We start from the raw sequence: 17,644 nt of genomic DNA, 5'->3' as shown, positions 1-17,644 counted from the left end.
ATAGAATTAGTGTTCTTGCACATATCTCTTTGTGTGGAGAAATCTGCAACCCATGTAAAACTGTGGACAAAACGTGGACGGGAGAAAGGAAAACGTGGTGTAAAACCGTGAATAACATGTCTAGTCCTGAAATAGGTTTACACATTTTCAACTAGCATTTCTCTACTCAGAACCCCCTATGTACCGCATCGGGGGTTCTGTATTTCAACGCATGATGCGGCCGCTCCGCGTTGTAAATATCTACTGCTTCACGCACCATCTCCCGCGCTTGCGCCAAATCCTGCGGGCTTTGCAACAATAACTCTCCTTTCAAAATCCCGTTCACCCGCTCCGCCAACGCATTCTGATAACAGTCATACCCATCCGTCATCGAGCATTTCACCCCGTACCGTTCATGTAATGATTGATACAGTCCCGAGCAATACTGCACGCCGCGGTCTGAGTGATGGATTAGCTCCCCGCCGCCACGCCGTTGCTTCAGCGCTTTCTTGAACGCCATCGCCACCGATTCGGCATGCATCCCTTCGTGCACGTGATGGCCCACTATCTTGCGTGAGTACGCATCCGTCACCAGGCTCAGGTACAGCGGTCCGCTCCTGGCTGGCAGATAGGTGATATCTGCAACCCAGACCTGCTCCGGGGCCACCGGCGTAACCTGCTCTGGCCCCGCCTTGAGCAAGTTGGGATGACGGTAGAAACGGTGAAAACTGTGGGTGGTCTTGTGATACGCCCGTCTGGGTGGCACCAGCAGGCGGTGCTCGGTCAATATCCGAAACAGCCTGTCCCGCCCGACCTTGAGCCCGTCATCATCCTGACCCTGCAGCAGATAATGCAGCTTGCGAGTGCCCACCCGCGGTTGTCGCAGTCGAACCTGACGCACGAAGCGCACCACCTGCAATCCCTGTGCATGGCGCTCGTCGGCGACCCGATTGCGCTTGTAGTAAGCCTGCCGGCTTATCCCGAGAAACAGGCAAGCCCTGACAATGGTCAGCCTCTCGACTTGCCGCTGCGAGAGGACTTGCCGGGTCGCTTTTTTACGATGGAGACGCCGTAGTCATTCTTCAGTACATCGACGACGGCCTCAAAGAACTGGGCTTTCTGACTCATCAGCGCCAGCTGTTGCTCGAGTTCCTTGATGCGCAGTTCGGGTGTCTGGTTGTCGGGGTCAGGCATGGTGATGCTCCTGCCGGCACGTACAGAAGCCCCCTGGCTCCAATCTTGCCGACCATGTTTACGTAACCATACCAGAATGGTCGAATTGCCCTGAATGCCATATCGGGCTTGTGCTTGCTGGCAACTGAGCTCGCCTTTTTCAATCTGCTCGACCAGTGCCAGTTTAAAAGTCAGTGAGTAATCGCGCTGTGTCCGTTTCACACCTTGTCCCATCGGGTTCTCTATTTATTGGGGGGGAAAGGTGTAAACCATATTCAGGACGGCACAACAGATACAAAAAAGGAGGCCCGAGCCTCCTTTATTTTTTATAACAGAGCTGGATTAGACCAGAGCTGCTTTAGCTTTTTCAACCAGGGCGGTGAAAGCCAGCTTGTCGTGAACAGCGATATCGGACAGGATCTTGCGATCGATCTCGATAGAAGCCTTCTTCAGACCGTTGATCAGACGGCTGTAGGACAGACCGTTCTGACGGGCTGCAGCGTTGATACGCGCAATCCACAACTGACGGAACTGACGCTTTTTCTGGCGACGGTCACGGTAGGCATACTGACCAGCTTTGGTTACCGCTTGTACCGCTACGCGGTAAACACGGGAACGGGCGCCGTAGTAACCCTTGGCGGCTTTCATTACTTTCTTGTGACGAGCACGAGCAGTCACACCACGTTTAACTCTTGGCATTTTTCACATCCCCCCTTATGCGTACGGCAGACAAGCGACAACACGTTTGTGGTCGGCAGCGGAAACAAAGAACTTCGGTCCCAGCTGACGCTTACGCTTACTGCTCTTCTTGGTCAGGATGTGACGCAGGTGGTTGTGCTTGCACTTGAAGCGACCTGAGCCAGTCTTCTTGAAGCGCTTTGCGGCGCCCCGGTTGGTTTTCATCTTCGGCATTTCATACTCCGCATTGTGAGTGACAACAAAATCGCAAGGCGAACCTACTCATGGAGCGACCCCCATGAGTCAATTTCTTGTGGGCCTTAAGATTTCTTCTTAGGTGCGAGGACCATCACAGCTTGACGGCCTTCGACTTTCGGGAACGATTCGACTACGGCCAACTCTTCCAGATCGTTCTTGACGCGCTCAAGAACCTTGATACCAAGATCCTGGTGTGCCATTTCACGACCACGGAAGCGCAGGGTGACCTTAGCCTTGTCCCCGTCTTCCAGAAAGCGAACCAGGTTGCGTAGTTTTACCTGATAGTCGCCTTCGTCAGTACCAGGACGGAATTTGATCTCCTTGACCTGGACGACTTTCTGCTTTTTCTTCTGTTCTTTGGTGGTTTTGCTCTTTTCGTAGAGGAATTTGCCGTAATCCATGATCCGGCAAACGGGCGGCTCGGCGTTCGGACTGATCTCGACCAGATCCACTTCGGCCTCTGCGGCCAAGTTCAGTGCTTCCTGGATAGATACGATGCCAAGAGCTTCGCCATCCAGACCAGCCAAACGAACTTCTTTCAGACGGATCTCTTCATTGATCCGGTGAGCGCGGGCTTGCGGTTGCTTGCCCAGTTTTTTTCCGCCTTTTATAGCTTATTCCTCCACTTTCTTTTGTCCGCGGGTCTGAACTTCCTGGGTCAGCAGAGCGATGAACTCTTCAACAGGATAAGTGCCCAGGTCAGCCCCTTTACGAGTCCGTACTGCAATCTTACCGGCTTCAAGTTCTTTATCGCCGCAGACCAGCATGAAAGGTACTCGCTTCAAAGTATGCTCGCGGATTTTAAAGCCAATCTTCTCATTTCTCAAGTCCGCTTTTGCGCGAAGGCCCGCATCATTCAATGCTTTGGCTACTTTCACCGCATAATCGGCCTGATTGTCCGTGATATTCATGACCACAGCCTGAGTCGGTGCCAACCAGGTCGGGAACAGACCGGCGTACTCTTCAGTCAGAATACCGATGAAGCGCTCGATAGAACCCAGGATGGCCCGGTGGATCATCACAGGTACGTGGCGATCGTTGTTTTCGCCCACATAAGTGGCACCCAGACGACCAGGCAAGGCAAAGTCGAGCTGCACGGTACCACATTGCCACGCACGATCAAGGCAATCGTGCAGGGTAAATTCAATTTTGGGACCGTAGAACGCCCCTTCACCCGGCTGCAGATCGTACTTCAGACCGTTGAGTTCCAGCGCTTCGGCCAGGGCTTTCTCGGCGCGATCCCACATTTCGTCGGAGCCGATACGCTGCTCGGGACGAGTGGAGAGCTTGACTACGATGTTCTCGAAGCCAAAGGTACCGTAGACGTCATAGACCATGCGAATACAGCCGGAGACCTCTTCCATGATCTGCTCTTCGGTACAGAAGATGTGGGCGTCATCCTGAGTAAAGCCGCGCACCCGCATCAGACCGTGCAGGGAACCGGACGGCTCGTTGCGGTGGCAGGAGCCAAACTCGGCCATACGCAGCGGCAGATCGCGGTAGGACTTCAGACCCTGGTTGAAGATCTGGACGTGACCCGGGCAGTTCATCGGCTTGATGGCGTACTCGCGGTTTTCGGACTGGGTAGTGAACATGGCCTGGGCATACTTCTCCCAGTGACCTGAACGCTCCCACAGGACGCGATCCATCATGAACGGACCTTTCACTTCCTGATAGTCGTACTCTTTGAGCTTGCCGCGGATAAAGGTTTCCAGCTCACGGAAGATGGTCCAGCCATCGTTGTGCCAGAACACCATACCGGGTGCTTCTTCCTGCATGTGATACAGGTCGAGCTGCTTGCCGATCTTGCGGTGGTCGCGCTTGGCGGCCTCTTCCAGACGCTGCAGATAGGCCTTGAGCTGCTTCTTGTCAGCCCAGGCGGTACCGTAGATACGCTGCAGCATCTTGTTGTTGGAGTCGCCACGCCAGTAGGCGCCGGACATCTTCAGCAACTTGAAGTGGTGGCAGTGACGCATGTTGGGCACGTGCGGGCCGCGACACATGTCGATGTACTCTTCGTGATGATAGAGACCTGGCTGGTCATCACGGGCAATGTTCTGATCCAGGATTTCGACTTTGTAAGACTCGCCGCGCGCCTCGAATACATCGCGCGCTTCTTGCCAGGAGACTTTCTTCTTGATGACGTCGTAATCCTTGGCTACCAGCGCCAGCATGCGCTCTTCCAGGGCAGCCAGATCTTCATCGGTCAGGGTACGGTCAAGATCAACGTCATAGTAGAAGCCGTTGTCGATGACAGGACCGATGGCCATCTTGGTCTGGGGCCAGAGTTGCTTGATAGCATGACCCAGCAAGTGGGCGCAGGAGTGGCGCAGGATGTCCAGACCTTCTTCGTCTTTGGCGGTGATGATGGCCAGCGCTGCATCGGCTTCGATCAGCTCGCACGCATCCACCAGTTCACCGTTTACCCGACCGGCAATGCACGCCTTGGCGAGACCGGGACCGATGTCCGCAGCCACATCCATGACGGAAACAGAGTGGGCAAATTGACGTTGGCTGCCGTCAGGCAGAGTAATGATTGGCATTATGTGTTTCCTTATACAGTGGTGACCCCTACCAAAGGTCACATGCGGGATGGAAAAGAGATTCAAAAAGGTGATGTTCTGGTTCTCCACAGCACTTTGCGAAGACGGCCTGACACGTAAACCACATGTTTAACATGACAAACCAAGCCAAAACGGCCCCATGCTACCAGAAGTCGGGCGTGCTGTATCGGATTTGCAGATATTTTCTACAGTCAAATGAGTCGCCTGCCGACTATTCACCAAGCAGAGATTGCCAGTTGAAGTCAAAGTCACTGCTCCCCTCCTCGGCCAGCGCCAGCTCTTGCAGCACCTGAAGCGCCAGCTTGTTGCCCTTTTGTGCCGCCTGATAGAGCCACTGCTTCGCCTGAGGCAGATCGACCCTGCCGCTGACCCCCATCAGATGAAGGACGCCGACTTTCAGCATGGCCGGGACATCACCGTTACGGGCAGCCTGATCCATCCAGTGAAAGGCTTGGCGCAGATCTCGCTTGACCCCCACACCGCGCAGATAGAGCTCTGCCAGCCGATATTGGCCGAAGGGATCCCCTGCCAGCGCCGACTGGCGATAGAGGCTGATGGCCTGGTGGATATCCTGCTCGCTCCCCTGCCCCACTTCATGGCTCCAGCCCATCAAGGCTTGCGCCCTAGGTTGCCCTTGCGCCGCCAGTGGCGACCAGATCCGGGTCGCCTCATCAAAGTGACCGGTACGCCAGGCACGGTTGGCGGCAGCCATCTCCTGCTCGGTGGAGAGCGGAAGCAGACGCCAGATAACCAGGGCAAGCAGACCGATAAACAGCCAGCGGGAAGTGGTGGGGCTCATGATGATTTCCGTGATCCAGTTCTCATTTCGTCTATGTAAACGAAATGTAGCGTTGCGATCAAGCAAGAGATCCCTGCGACAACCCTTTTTGCACCCGGTCGATCAGCAGTTGTTGTCATTTATCCGGCTCACCTGCAAAATAACTGTATGTATAAACAGTGTCGGTGCACACCATGGCAGGACGAGGCAGCCCCCTCAATATCGATCACCGTTTTAGCGGTCCCCTTGTCGAAGCGGTCGATGACGGCTGGCAATCGTCCGATTGGGATGCCGCCTTCACTTCTTCTGTGCCTGGCACCGAGGTGTGGGAGATCGATGCACGCAGCATCATCAGCTACAACAGCTCGCCGGATGTCCCCTTTGGTCGCTCCATCAACCCCTATCAGGGGTGCGAACACGGCTGCATCTACTGCTATGCCAGACCCAGCCATGCCTATCTGGAGCTCTCCCCCGGCCTCGATTTCGAGAGCAAGCTGTTTGCCAAACGTAATGCAGCCAACCTGCTGCGCCGGGAGTTTGCCAAACCTGCCTATCAGCCACAGACCATCTTCATTGGCGCCAATACCGACCCCTATCAACCCATCGAGCAGCGCTATCGCCTCACCCGGCAGTTGCTGGAAGTGATGCTGGCCCACCGCCATCCGGTCGGGCTCATTACCAAGAGCGCCATGATCTTGCGCGACCTCGATCTGTTGACCGAGCTGGCCAGAGAGGGACTGTGTCAGGTAATGGTGTCGGTGACGACCTTGAACGAAACCCTGCGGCGACAGCTGGAGCCCCGCGCCAGTACGGGCGCAGGCCGCTTGAAAGTGATCGAGAAGCTGGCCAACGCTGGCGTGCAGGTGGGGGTACTGGCCGCCCCCATGATCCCGCGGCTCAATGAACCTGAGCTGGAGCAGATCATCAAATCGGCCGCCGAGGCTGGCGCCAGTTGCGCCGATTACATCCTGCTGCGGTTACCCCACGAGTTGGCTCCGCTATTTGGGGACTGGCTCGATACCCACTATCCGGGCCAGAAGGAGGCTATTTTGAATCAGTTGCGAGCCAGCCGCGGTGGCGGGCTCAACAGTACCGCCTTCGGCACCCGCATGTGCGGTGAGGGGCACTTTGCCGATCTGCTGGCCCAGCGATTTCGCCTTATCAGCAAGCGCCTCAATCTGGGTAAACGCCATATTCAGCTCAAGCAGGATGGGTTTATCCGCCCCGGGGAGCAGCTGTCGCTCTTCTAATCCCCCTGCTCACGCCCTTCACACATCAGGCGTGCCAAGAGGTTGAGAGGAAGGCCTGCCGCAACACATCCTGTGGATACCCCGCTTTTCAAAAATTTCCAACGAAGTAGCCATGTCACGACAGGATCGCGCTACCCGGCAAAGAGAGGGCTAGCGCCTTAGCCTGCGCGCTAATTCCGACCCTGTTGCACCATTTCAACCGGCAGTCGCGAGGGTTCATGAGCCACTTCGTGCTCATCCTCTTCATACAGCGGCACCTCTGATTCGCCCCATACCCGGCTCCACCAAATTTCCCACGTGATCCAACTGGTCATATGCAGCTCCTGACGGTGAAGGTGATGGCAACAACGCACCACTCGCCCGGCAGGATAGCGGCTGGGAATGACAGGGAAATGACAAAAAAATCACTTGTTAAAAGGCAACTGGCGGTGGCGAGGAAAAGCCGAAACAGTTCACATATTCGGCGAAATCATCCTGAAAGCGGTCACAAATCTGCAGGTTGTGGATTGCAGCACATCCTGTTCCTGCCAAAGCTGGCTTGCCCATTCAGGCATCTATAAAAACAGGGACACAATAATGAAACACACAGCGGGAATATGGGCGATCGCAGGTATGCTGATCGCCCCCTTGGCGCACGCCGACGTCATACTGCACGCCTTCAACTGGAAGTACAGTGAAGTGACGGCCAAAGCCGACCTTATCAAGTCGGCCGGTTACAAACAGGTACTCATCTCACCGCCTCTCGAGTCATCAGGCAACGAATGGTGGGCCCGTTACCAGCCGCAGGATCTGCGCCTTGTCGACTCCCCCCTTGGCAACAAGCAGGATCTCGAGCAGCTGATCGCCGCCATGAAGGCGCGTGGCATCGCCGTCTATGCCGATGTGGTGCTCAACCACATGGCCAACGAAAGCTGGAAACGCCAGGACCTCAACTATCCCGGCAACGAGCTGCTGCAAAGCTACGCCAGCAACCCGGCCTATTTCGAGCGCCAGAAACTGTTTGGCGATCTGGGGCAAAACTTCCTCTCCGGTCAGGATTTTCATCCCGAAGGGTGCATCAGCGACTGGAGCGATCCGGGTCATGTCCAGTATTGGCGTCTCTGTGGCGGTGCCGGTGACAAGGGGCTGCCGGATCTGGATCCCAACAACTGGGTGGTAAGCCAGCAACAGGCCTATCTCAAGGCGCTCAAGGGGATGGGGATCAAGGGTTTTCGGGTCGATGCGGTCAAACACATGAGCGATTACCAGATCAATGCCATGTTCACCCCCGAAATCAAACAGGGGATGCACGTGTTTGGCGAGGTGATCACCACAGGGGGTGCTGGCAGTACCGATTACGAGCGCTTTCTCAAACCCTACCTCGACAGTAGCGGTCAGGGAGCCTATGACTTTCCGCTGTTTGCCTCCCTGCGTGGCGCGCTGGGGTATGGCGGCAGCATGAACCTGCTGGCGGATCCGGGCGCCTACGGTCAGGCGCTACCGGGCAGTCGCGCCGTCACCTTTGCCGTGACCCACGACATCCCCACCAACGACGGCTTCCGCTATCAGATCTTAAGCCAGACTGACGAGAAGCTGGCCTATGCCTACCTGCTTGGGCGCGATGGTGGCTCGCCACTGGTCTATTCGGATCACGGCGAGACCCAGGCCAAGGATGGACTGCGCTGGCAGGATTACTACCAGCGCGCCGATCTCAAGGGGATGATCCGCTTCCACAATGCGGTGCAGGGTCAACCCATGCAGCTGGTCGGCAGTGGCGACTGTTTCGTGCTGTTCAAACGGGGCAAACAGGGGCTGGTCGGCATCAACAAGTGCGACTATGAGCAGGAGTACTGGCTCGATACCGCCAGGTTCGAGATGAACTGGTATCGCAACTATCGGGACGTGCTCGACCAAGGGGCCGTAGTCAACGTGCAGAGCCAGTGGGTACGGGTCGCCATTCCTGCTCGCAGCGCCAGAATGTGGCTGCAGGAGTGATCCAGCCGTAAGATCAGCGAAGAGTCATAAAAAGCAGACAAATAAAAAGAGCGACCACCAGGGTCGCTCTTTTTGCTCAGAGACGTTGCTCGGGTAACAGGTGACGATTACTCGTCGCCCGCTTCCCCAGCATCGACCGCATCAGTGCCGGTCGCGGTATCGGTACCTTCAGATACCTCACCGTCAACGGCCAAAGCGTCGTTCTCGTCTTCGTCGCTCTCGGCGATACGCTGCAGGCCAACCACGGTCTCGTCTTCACCGGTACGGATCAGACGGACACCGCCGGTGTTACGGCCAATGACGCTCACCTCGGCAACACGGGTACGCACCAGGGTGCCGCCGTTGGTGATCAGCATGATCTGGTCGGTATCTTCGACCTGGATCGCATCGATCACCTTGCCATTACGCTCATCCACCTTGATGGAGATAACGCCCTGGGTACCACGGCTCTTGGTCGGGTATTCGGCCAACGCAGTCCGCTTGCCGTAACCGTTCTCGGTGGCGGTGAGGATGGCACCTTCGCCGCGCGGAACGATGAGGGAAACCACCTTGTCGCCGGCGCCCAGTTTGATGCCGCGCACACCGGCTGCGGTACGACCCATGGGACGCACACCCTTGAAGGTACCCTTGCTTTCGGTGCCTTCGCCGTTGTCGCTGCCATCATCGTCATTGCCGGCATCGTCGTCGGTTTCAACGTCATCGCTGACATCCGCATCGGCGCGACCGCTGCCTTCCGCGAAGCGAACGACTTTGCCCGCGTCGGAGAAGAGCATGATCTCGTTGCTGCCATCGGTGATATCCACCCCGATCAGCTCATCACCTTCTTTGAGGTTGATGGCGCGGATACCGGAGGAGAGCGGACGGCTGAAGTCAGAGAGGCTGGTCTTCTTCACGGTACCGTTGGCGGTGGCGAAGAACACATACTTCTCGGCGTCATATTCCTTCACCGGCAGGATAGCGGTGATACGCTCACCCTCTTCCAGCGGCAGCAGGTTGATGATGGGACGACCACGGGCGCCACGGGACGCTTCCGGCAGCTGGTAAACCTTGAGCCAGTAGACCTTGCCACGGGTGGAGAAGCACAGAATGGTGTCGTGGGTGTTGGCCACCAGCAGACGCTCCACAAAGTCCTCTTCCTTGATCCGGGTGGCCGACTTGCCACGACCGCCGCGGCGCTGGGCCTCGTAGTCGGAGAGCGGCTGATACTTCACATAGCCCTGGTGAGACAGGGTAACCACCACGTCTTCCGGGGTGATCAGATCTTCGATGTTGATCTCGGCACTGGACATGCTGATCTCGGTGCGACGCTCGTCGCCATACTGCTCACGCACGGACAGCAGTTCATCGCGGATCACTTCCATCAGACGAGCCGGGCTCGCCAGGATGTGCAGCAACTCGGCAATCAGATCCAGCAGAGACTGGTACTCTTCCAGGATCTTCTCGTGCTCGAGGCCAGTCAGCTTGTGCAGACGCAGGTCAAGGATGGCCTGGGCTTGCTGTTCGGTCAGGAAGTATTGGCCTTCACGGATACCGAACTCCGGCTCCAGCCACTCTGGCCGTGCCGCGTCGTCGCCCGCTTTTTCCAGCATGGCGGCCACGTTGCCGAGTTCCCAGCCCTTGGCAACCAGGCCCGCTTTCGCGTCGGCCGGGGTCGCGCTGTGGCGGATCAGCTCGATGATGGGATCAATGTTGGCCAGCGCAACCGCCAGACCTTCCAAAATGTGTGCCCGATCCCGCGCTTTGCGCAGTTCGAACACGGTCCGGCGAGTCACCACTTCACGGCGGTGCAGCAGGAACGCATCCAGGATCTCTTTAAGGTTCATCACCTTGGGCTGGTTGTTATCGAGCGCCACCATGTTGATGCCGAACGTGGTCTGCATCTGGGTGTGCTTGTAGAGATTGTTCAGCACAATCTCGCCGGACTCGCCGCGCTTGATCTCGATAACGATGCGCATGCCGTCTTTGTCAGACTCATCGCGCAGGGCACTGATGCCCTCGATCTTCTTCTCTTTGACCAGCTCGGCGATCTTCTCGATCAGTCGAGCCTTGTTCACCTGATAGGGGATCTCGTGAACGATGATGGTCTCGCGACTGGTCTTCTCGTCCACTTCCACTTCAGCCTTGGCCCGCACATAGATGGAGCCACGACCGGTACGGTACGCCTGCACGATGCCGGAACGACCGTTGATAATGCCGCCGGTGGGGAAATCCGGGCCGGTGATGTAGGTCATCAGCTCGTCAATGGTGAGGTCGCCGTTTTCGATCAGCGCCAGGCAGCCATTGACAATCTCGGTGAGGTTGTGAGGCGGAATGTTGGTCGCCATGCCCACCGCGATACCGGAGGAGCCGTTGACCAGCAGGTTAGGAACCTTGGTAGGCATGACCGCCGGGATCATCTCGGTGCCGTCATAGTTCGGCACCCAGTCCACGGTCTCTTTGTCCAGATCAGCCAGCAGCTCGTGGGAGATGCGGGCCATCCGCACTTCGGTATAACGCATCGCCGCGGCGCTGTCGCCGTCGACTGAACCGAAGTTGCCCTGACCATCGACCAGCATGTAACGCATGGAGAAATCCTGCGCCATCCGGACAATGGTGTCATACACAGCGATATCGCCGTGCGGGTGATATTTACCGATTACGTCACCGACCACACGGGCCGATTTTTTATAGGGCTTGTTCCAGTCGTTCCCCAACTCGTTCATAGCAAACAGAACGCGGCGGTGAACCGGTTTCAAGCCATCACGCACATCCGGCAGAGCTCGTCCTACGATCACGCTCATGGCGTAATCAAGATAGGAACTCTTGAGCTCTTCTTCGATGTTGACCGGCGTGATCTCTCTGGCCAGATCGCTCATAGAAAGCCTTATCCCTAATTAGTTGTTCTTTGGCTTAAACAGCGCGACATGGTAACACACTGAGCCAAATACCTTAAGCCACAAATCGGGGATCAGATCGGGCTGGTGTGACAAAGTCCGTCCGTTATAATGCCCGCCAGGACAATAGATTGCGCCCATGACTCAGAAGCGGGCGCCCTGCCACAGGATCTTCGAAAAATGAACAGTGATGCCAATGTCGATCTGACAGAAATCGCCAAGTTTGAAGCCATCGCCTCCCGCTGGTGGGACATGGAAGGTGAATTCAAACCCCTGCATCAAATCAATCCGGTACGCCTTGACTGGATCACCGACAAAAGTGGCGGTCTGTTTGGCAAGCGCATTCTCGATATCGGATGTGGTGGCGGTATTCTCTCCGAGAGCATGGCCCGCCGTGGTGCCAAGGTCACCGGCATCGATATGGGCAAGGAGCCCCTCGGCGTCGCCCGCCTGCACGCCCTTGAGCAGGGTGTCGAGCTCGAGTACCGCCAGATCACTGCCGAAGCCCATGCTGCCGAAGTGCCGGGCCAGTATGACGTGGTCACCTGCATGGAGATGCTGGAGCATGTGCCGGACCCCGCCTCCGTGCTGCGCGCCATCGCTACCCTGGTGCGCCCGGGCGGCCGGGTGTTCGTCTCCACCATCAACCGCAACCCCAAATCCTATCTGATGATGATCATCGGGGCCGAATACCTGATGAAGATGGTGCCCAAGGGTACCCACGATCACAAAAAATTCATCACCCCGGCCGAACTGTGTCGCATGGGGGAAGCAGCTGGCCTGCTGGTGCGGGACATGAGCGGCGTCCACTACGCCCCCCTCACCAACCAGTTCAAGCTCGGCAAGAATGTCGATGTCAACTATATGGTGGAGTTTGTCCGCCCGGAGCACGGTTGATGAGCGCCTCTCGCCCTCTTCCCCTGCGCGGTGTGCTGTTCGATCTGGATGGCACCCTGCTCGACACAGCCCCGGATCTGGGTGCCGCCGTCAACCACGTGCTGATCAGCGAAGGCTTTGCGCCGCTCTCTGACGACATCATTCGTCAGACCACCTCCCACGGAGCGCTCGGGCTGCTGAAAGCGGGCCTCGGCGATGAACTGCTTGAAGAGCTGGGGGCCACGCGCCTGCGCAATGCCCTGCTCGACTACTACGCGGCCAATCTCTGCGTCGGTACCCGTCCCTATGAGGGAATGGTGGATCTTATCGAGTGGCTCGACGAGAAACTGCTCCCCTGGGGCATCGTCACCAACAAGCCGGGCTTTCTCACCGAGCCACTGCTGGCAGCCCTGCCAGAGCTTGCCAGCTGCGGCGTCACTGTCAGTGCCGATACCCTGCCGGTACGCAAGCCCGACCCCGCCCCCATATTCTTTGCCTGTGAGAAGCTGGGGGTCGAAGCAGCTCACTGCCTCTATGTGGGGGATCATGTACGGGACATCGAAGCGGGCCGCAACGCCGGCATGCGCACCGCGGTCGCTGGCTGGGGCTATCTCAATGATGAGGAAGATCCCGCCCAGTGGGGCGCCGATCTGCACTTTGATACCGTGCAAGCCCTGCACCACTGGCTGCGCTATGAGTTGACGGCCAAGGCGTAACGCGCAGCCTTACCGGCTGATATGCGATAACGGGGCGAAGAGACTCTCCGCCCCTTGCATCTTTCCTTTACGCTCCTGCCTCCTGCGCCACCACCACTCGTCTATTCATGGATAATAAAGGCAGCTTTCTGCCTGTTGGATACCCATTTGACAAGCTAACAGCCGTCAAAAAGCGGCCACAAACCACCGTCATCTGATGCAAAGCCCTTGCCACGCTGAACCCGCGGCTGCGACAACTGGACAGCTTTTGACCCTTGTTGCATAAGGGATAATCAGCCGCCGTTTGCTAGTAAAAAGCCCCCCGTTTCGCAAGCAAAAAAAGTTATTTAAATTTTCCATCTTCGATCGGGAGACTTGCTTTTAGCGGAGCGGACGAATGAAAACCCGCTCACTGTGAGCAGTCACTAACTGATGGGGCAAGACTCACAATTTATCCACAGCTCGTCACTTATCCACACATTGCAATGGCGGGCTGACCTCACTATCTTGTAGCTCGAACTTAAAATAACACTACATCTTGTGATTCATCGCACAATCTCTACCCAACTCCCGCACACCGCCGGAGCCTGGATGGCGCCATTGTGCGATGGTTTTTCGGGAATCAACTGAAGGTCATCAGCCAATGAACTTGTTTGTGACGAAGCGTAACGGACACAAAGAACCCATCGATCTGGATAAAATTCACCGCGTGCTGGACTGGGCCGCCGAAGGGCTCGACAACGTGTCGGTCTCCCAGGTAGAGCTCAAATCCCACATCCAGTTCTATGACGGTATCCGTACCGCCGACATTCACGAAACCATCATCAAGGCGACGGCTGACCTCATCTCCGAGCAGACCCCGGACTACCAGTACATGGCAGCCCGTCTGGCCATCTTCCACCTGCGCAAGAAGGCCTACGGCCAGTTCGAACCGCCCCACCTCTACCAGCACGTGGCTCGTCTGGTGGACATGGGCAAGTACGACAAGCACCTGCTGGAAGACTACACCCAGGCCGAATTCGAAGAGCTGAACACCCATCTGGATCACTGGCGCGACATGGATTTCTCCTACGCGGCAGTCAAACAGCTGGAAGGCAAATATCTGGTCCAGAATCGCGTTACCGGCGAGATCTACGAGAGCCCGCAGTTCCTCTATATGCTGGTTGCGGCCTGCCTCTTCTCCAAGTATCCGAAAGATACCCGTCTGGACTACATCAAGCGCTTCTATGACGCGGTCTCGACCTTCAAGATCTCCCTGCCGACCCCGATCATGAGCGGCGTGCGCACCCCGACCCGTCAGTTCAGCTCCTGCGTACTGATCGAATGCGACGACAGCCTGGACTCCATCAACGCCACCGCCAGCTCCATCGTGCGTTATGTCTCCCAGCGCGCCGGTATCGGCATCAACGCCGGTCGCATCCGCGGTCTGGGCAGCCCCATCCGTGGTGGCGAAGCGTTCCACACCGGTTGCATCCCCTTCTACAAATACTTCCAGACTGCCGTGAAGTGCTGCTCCCAAGGCGGCGTGCGAGGCGGTGCGGCTACCCTGTTCTACCCGCTGTGGCACACCGAAGTGGAAAGCCTGCTGGTGCTGAAGAACAACCGCGGCGTGGAAGAGAACCGTGTTCGTCACATGGACTACGGCGTGCAGATCAACAAGCTGATGTACCAGCGCCTCATCAAGGGCGGTGACATCACTCTGTTCTCCCCGTCTGATGCGCCGGGTCTGTACGATGCCTTCTTTGCCGATCAGGACAAGTTCGAAGAGCTCTACGTCAAGTACGAGCAGGATCCGGCCATTCGCAAGAAGACCCTGAAAGCGGTAGACCTCTTCTCCCTGATGATGCAGGAGCGTGCCGGTACCGGTCGCATCTACATCCAGAACGTCGATCACTGCAACACCCACAGCCCGTTCGACCCGAGCGTGGCGCCGGTACGCCAGTCCAACCTCTGCCTCGAGATTGCGCTGCCGACCAAGCCGCTCAACAACATCGACGACGAGAGTGGCGAGATCGCCCTGTGCACCCTCTCCGCCTTCAACCTGGGTGCCATCGACAAGCTGGAAGATCTGGAAGAGATGGCCGATCTGGCCGTGCGTGCCCTCGACGCCCTGCTCGACTATCAGGACTACCCGATTGCCGCCGCCAAGAAGGGCAGCATGGGTCGTCGCACCTTGGGGATCGGCGTCATCAACTACGCCTACTACCTGGCCAAAAACGGTGCCCGTTACTCCGACGGCTCCGGTCTGGCGCTGACTCACCGCACCTTCGAGGCGATCCAGTACTACCTGCTGAAAGCCTCCGTGCAGCTGGCCCGCGAGTTCGGCCCCTGCCCGCTGTTTGGCGAGACCACCTATGCCCAGGGCATCCTGCCCATCGACACCTACAAGAAGGATCTGGATGCGCTGTGCAACGAGCCGCTGCATCTGGATTGGGAAAGTCTGCGTGAAGAGATCAAGTCCGTGGGCTTGCGTAACTCCACCCTGACCGCCCTGATGCCGAGCGAGACCTCCAGCCAGATCTCCAACGCCACCAACGGCATCGAGCCGCCGCGCGGCCTGGTGTCGGTCAAGGCCTCCAAAGACGGCATTCTCAAACAGGTGGTGCCCGAGTATGATCGCCTGAAAGATCAATACGAATTGCTCTGGAAGCAACCGAGCGTTGACGGCTACCTGCAGCTGGTCGGTATCATGCAGAAGTTTGTGGATCAGGCGATCTCCGCCAACACCAACTACGACCCTGCCCGTTTCGAAGGCAACAAGGTCCCGATGAAACAGCTGCTCAAGGACTTGCTGACTGCCTACAAATACGGCCTCAAGACCCTGTACTATCACAACACCCGTGATGGTGCAGACGATGCCCAGACCGACCTGCAAGATGACGGTTGTGCTGGCGGGGCTTGCAAAATCTAAGTCACGGCAAGAACTGATAACCGGGCGGGAGCATGAAGCTCCCGCTCTCCTGTTTTCTCTATTCACATATTCTGGTAACCATGGCCTATTCAACTTTCTGCCAAACCCAAAACGACCAGCTCAAAGAGCCGATGTTTTTTGGCCAATCGGTCAACGTAGCCCGTTATGATCAACAAAAGCACGAAGTGTTCGAGCGGCTGATCGAGAAGCAGCTCTCCTTCTTCTGGCGCCCGGAAGAGGTGGATGTCTCCCGTGATCGCATCGACTATCAGGCCCTGCCGCCCCACGAGCAGCATATCTTCATCTCCAACCTGAAGTACCAGACCCTGCTGGACTCCATTCAGGGTCGCAGCCCCAACGTGGCCCTGCTGCCGCTGGTCTCCATTCCGGAGCTGGAAACCTGGATTGAGACCTGGGCCTTCTCCGAGACCATCCACTCTCGCTCCTACACCCATATCATCCGCAATATCGTCAACACCCCCGCCCAGGTGTTTGACGATATCGTGACCAACGAGCAGATCTTGAAACGCGCTGGCTCCATCAGCCACTTCTACGACGATCTGATCGAAGCGACCGCCCTCTACAACCTGCATGGTGAAGGGACCCACACCGTCGCGGGCCGCGAGGTGACCATCACATTGCGCGAGCTCAAGAAGAAGCTCTATCTGTGCCTGATGAGCGTCAACGCGCTGGAAGCAATTCGCTTCTACGTCAGCTTCGCCTGCTCCTTTGCCTTCGCCGAGCGTGAACTGATGGAAGGCAACGCCAAGATCATCAAGATGATCGCCCGCGACGAAGCGCTGCACCTCACCGGCACCCAGCACATGCTGAACCTGATGCGTACCGGCCAGGATGATCCGGAGATGGCCGAGATCGCCGCCGAGTGCGAACAGGCCTGCTTCAAGATCTTCAAGGAAGCGGCCATTCAGGAGAAAGAGTGGGCCGAGTACCTGTTCCAGGACGGCTCCATGATCGGCTTGAACAAGGACATCCTCTGCCAGTATGTGGAATACATCACCAACTTGCGCATGAGCGCGGTCGGCCTGCAGCCAGCCTTTGCCGGCACCAAGCAAAACCCGATCCCCTGGATCAACACCTGGCTGTCATCCGACAACGTGCAGGTCGCCCCGCAAGAGGTAGAGGTCAGCTCCTATCTGGTCGGTCAGATCGACAGCGAAGTCAATGCCGATGACCTGGGTGATTTCGAGCTGTGAGCGACGCCACCAACACGCTGCCCCCTGCCCCGCACGCGCCTGCTCAGCAGCAGGCGGTCGTGGCACCACGGGTACATACCCGGGATGGTGCCGTGCTGCACGCCCATCCAGGCGAAAGCGTGTTGGAGACCCTGGAGCGCCATGGGCATCATGTGGAGTTCCAGTGTCGCAGCGGCTATTGCGGCGCCTGCCGCACTCCGCTGATGGCCGGCAAGGTGCACTACCCCAATGTGCCGCTGGCATTCGTCGCCCAGGGGGAGTGCCTCCCCTGCTGCTGCAAACCGGTCGGCGCCATCCGGCTGGATATCCAGAAGAGCTGACGCAGCCACAGACTGACAACTCGCACAAAATATAGAAAGCCGCCGGAGCAATCCGGCGGCTTTTTTTGTCTCTTCACATTGCTCGGGCGCCAGATTACAGA

General features: G+C 57.4%; 14 protein-coding genes. 7 read left to right on the top strand and 7 right to left on the bottom strand.

Going from position 1 to position 17,644, the window contains the following annotated elements:
* Positions 1 to 166 precede the first annotated feature (166 nt).
* The 6 genes from I6L46_RS06175 to I6L46_RS06150 all read right to left on the bottom strand — a co-directional run bounded on the left by I6L46_RS06175 (position 167) and on the right by I6L46_RS06150 (position 5,451).
* Positions 167 to 1,386, bottom strand: a protein-coding gene (locus I6L46_RS06175) for an IS3 family transposase (RefSeq protein WP_216977659.1) whose coding sequence is annotated in 2 segments (ribosomal slippage) — positions 167 to 1,038 and positions 1,038 to 1,386 — 1,221 coding nt in all. Because the reading frame shifts where the segments join, the coding sequence is not laid out codon by codon here.
* Between the two features lie 108 nt (positions 1,387 to 1,494).
* Positions 1,495 to 1,851 (bottom strand): 50S ribosomal protein L20, encoded by a 357-nt coding sequence (gene rplT / locus I6L46_RS06170; protein ID WP_005300683.1) that lies wholly within the window; start codon positions 1,849 to 1,851, stop codon positions 1,495 to 1,497.
* Positions 1,852 to 1,866: 15 nt separating this feature from the next.
* Positions 1,867 to 2,064, bottom strand: coding sequence for a 50S ribosomal protein L35 (gene rpmI / locus I6L46_RS06165; protein ID WP_005300673.1), 198 nt, complete (start codon positions 2,062 to 2,064; stop codon positions 1,867 to 1,869).
* A gap of 86 nt (positions 2,065 to 2,150) precedes the next feature.
* The gene (gene infC / locus I6L46_RS06160) at positions 2,151 to 2,681 is read right to left on the bottom strand and encodes a translation initiation factor IF-3 (protein WP_234923365.1); all 531 of its coding nucleotides are present in this window, start codon (positions 2,679 to 2,681) and stop codon (positions 2,151 to 2,153) included.
* A gap of 21 nt (positions 2,682 to 2,702) precedes the next feature.
* A complete protein-coding gene (gene thrS / locus I6L46_RS06155) occupies positions 2,703 to 4,631 on the bottom strand; it encodes a threonine--tRNA ligase (protein WP_216977658.1) in 1,929 nt (642 codons plus the stop codon).
* 232 nt (positions 4,632 to 4,863) lie between these two features.
* The gene (locus tag I6L46_RS06150) at positions 4,864 to 5,451 is read right to left on the bottom strand and encodes a tetratricopeptide repeat protein (RefSeq protein ID WP_201946549.1); all 588 of its coding nucleotides are present in this window, start codon (positions 5,449 to 5,451) and stop codon (positions 4,864 to 4,866) included.
* A gap of 173 nt (positions 5,452 to 5,624) precedes the next feature.
* Between I6L46_RS06150 and I6L46_RS06145 the strand changes: the two genes are divergently transcribed.
* Both I6L46_RS06145 and I6L46_RS06140 read left to right on the top strand, forming a co-directional pair.
* Entirely contained in the window at positions 5,625 to 6,680 is a 1,056-nt protein-coding gene (locus I6L46_RS06145) for a PA0069 family radical SAM protein (RefSeq protein ID WP_216977657.1), read from the top strand.
* Between the two features lie 576 nt (positions 6,681 to 7,256).
* Positions 7,257 to 8,654 carry an alpha-amylase family protein gene (locus I6L46_RS06140; RefSeq protein ID WP_254203138.1) on the top strand — a complete coding sequence of 466 codons (1,398 nt, stop codon included), beginning with the start codon at positions 7,257 to 7,259 and terminating at the stop codon, positions 8,652 to 8,654.
* Between the two features lie 107 nt (positions 8,655 to 8,761).
* Here I6L46_RS06140 and gyrA read toward each other — a convergent pair whose 3' ends face one another.
* Positions 8,762 to 11,509, bottom strand: a complete 2,748-nt coding sequence (gene gyrA / locus I6L46_RS06135) for a DNA topoisomerase (ATP-hydrolyzing) subunit A (protein WP_101531355.1) — start codon at positions 11,507 to 11,509, stop codon at positions 8,762 to 8,764.
* A 198-nt stretch (positions 11,510 to 11,707) separates the two neighbouring features.
* Between gyrA and ubiG the strand changes: the two genes are divergently transcribed.
* The 5 genes from ubiG to yfaE all read left to right on the top strand — a co-directional run bounded on the left by ubiG (position 11,708) and on the right by yfaE (position 17,543).
* Positions 11,708 to 12,424, top strand: coding sequence for a bifunctional 2-polyprenyl-6-hydroxyphenol methylase/3-demethylubiquinol 3-O-methyltransferase UbiG (ubiG, locus tag I6L46_RS06130; RefSeq protein ID WP_005352120.1), 717 nt, complete (start codon positions 11,708 to 11,710; stop codon positions 12,422 to 12,424).
* Positions 12,424 to 13,119 carry an HAD family hydrolase gene (locus tag I6L46_RS06125; protein WP_216977656.1) on the top strand — a complete coding sequence of 232 codons (696 nt, stop codon included), beginning with the start codon at positions 12,424 to 12,426 and terminating at the stop codon, positions 13,117 to 13,119. Before ubiG ends, I6L46_RS06125 begins: the two co-directional genes overlap by 1 nt.
* 622 nt (positions 13,120 to 13,741) lie before the next feature.
* On the top strand, positions 13,742 to 16,009 hold the full coding sequence (gene nrdA / locus I6L46_RS06120) for a class 1a ribonucleoside-diphosphate reductase subunit alpha (protein ID WP_204383153.1): 2,268 nt from the start codon (positions 13,742 to 13,744) through the stop codon (positions 16,007 to 16,009).
* Positions 16,010 to 16,089: 80 nt separating this feature from the next.
* Positions 16,090 to 17,223, top strand: coding sequence for a class Ia ribonucleoside-diphosphate reductase subunit beta (gene nrdB, locus I6L46_RS06115; RefSeq protein ID WP_204385369.1), 1,134 nt, complete (start codon positions 16,090 to 16,092; stop codon positions 17,221 to 17,223).
* Complete coding sequence (gene yfaE / locus I6L46_RS06110; protein WP_204383152.1) at positions 17,220 to 17,543, top strand: class I ribonucleotide reductase maintenance protein YfaE; 324 nt, start codon at positions 17,220 to 17,222, stop codon at positions 17,541 to 17,543. The genes nrdB and yfaE overlap by 4 nt, the downstream gene beginning before the upstream one ends.
* The last annotated feature ends 101 nt before the right edge of the window (positions 17,544 to 17,644 follow it).

This window comes from Aeromonas sp. FDAARGOS 1416, assembly GCF_019048085.1.
Classification (GTDB): Bacteria; Pseudomonadota; Gammaproteobacteria; order Enterobacterales; family Aeromonadaceae; genus Aeromonas; species Aeromonas veronii.
This window is presented reverse-complemented; position numbering and strand designations above follow the sequence as displayed.

Excerpts from the sequence above, each read along its gene's own strand:
- nrdB (WP_204385369.1), top strand. The coding sequence starts at position 16,090 with ATGGCCTATTCAACTTTCTGCCAAACCCAAAACGACCAGCTCAAAGAG.
- rpmI (WP_005300673.1), bottom strand. The coding sequence starts at position 2,064 with ATGCCGAAGATGAAAACCAACCGGGGCGCCGCAAAGCGCTTCAAGAAG.
- ubiG (WP_005352120.1), top strand. The coding sequence starts at position 11,708 with ATGAACAGTGATGCCAATGTCGATCTGACAGAAATCGCCAAGTTTGAA.
- nrdA (WP_204383153.1), top strand. The coding sequence starts at position 13,742 with ATGAACTTGTTTGTGACGAAGCGTAACGGACACAAAGAACCCATCGAT.
- I6L46_RS06150 (WP_201946549.1), bottom strand. The coding sequence starts at position 5,451 with ATGAGCCCCACCACTTCCCGCTGGCTGTTTATCGGTCTGCTTGCCCTG.
- I6L46_RS06140 (WP_254203138.1), top strand. The coding sequence starts at position 7,257 with ATGAAACACACAGCGGGAATATGGGCGATCGCAGGTATGCTGATCGCC.
- thrS (WP_216977658.1), bottom strand. The coding sequence starts at position 4,631 with ATGCCAATCATTACTCTGCCTGACGGCAGCCAACGTCAATTTGCCCAC.
- I6L46_RS06145 (WP_216977657.1), top strand. The coding sequence starts at position 5,625 with ATGGCAGGACGAGGCAGCCCCCTCAATATCGATCACCGTTTTAGCGGT.
- gyrA (WP_101531355.1), bottom strand. The coding sequence starts at position 11,509 with ATGAGCGATCTGGCCAGAGAGATCACGCCGGTCAACATCGAAGAAGAG.
- I6L46_RS06125 (WP_216977656.1), top strand. The coding sequence starts at position 12,424 with ATGAGCGCCTCTCGCCCTCTTCCCCTGCGCGGTGTGCTGTTCGATCTG.
- rplT (WP_005300683.1), bottom strand. The coding sequence starts at position 1,851 with ATGCCAAGAGTTAAACGTGGTGTGACTGCTCGTGCTCGTCACAAGAAA.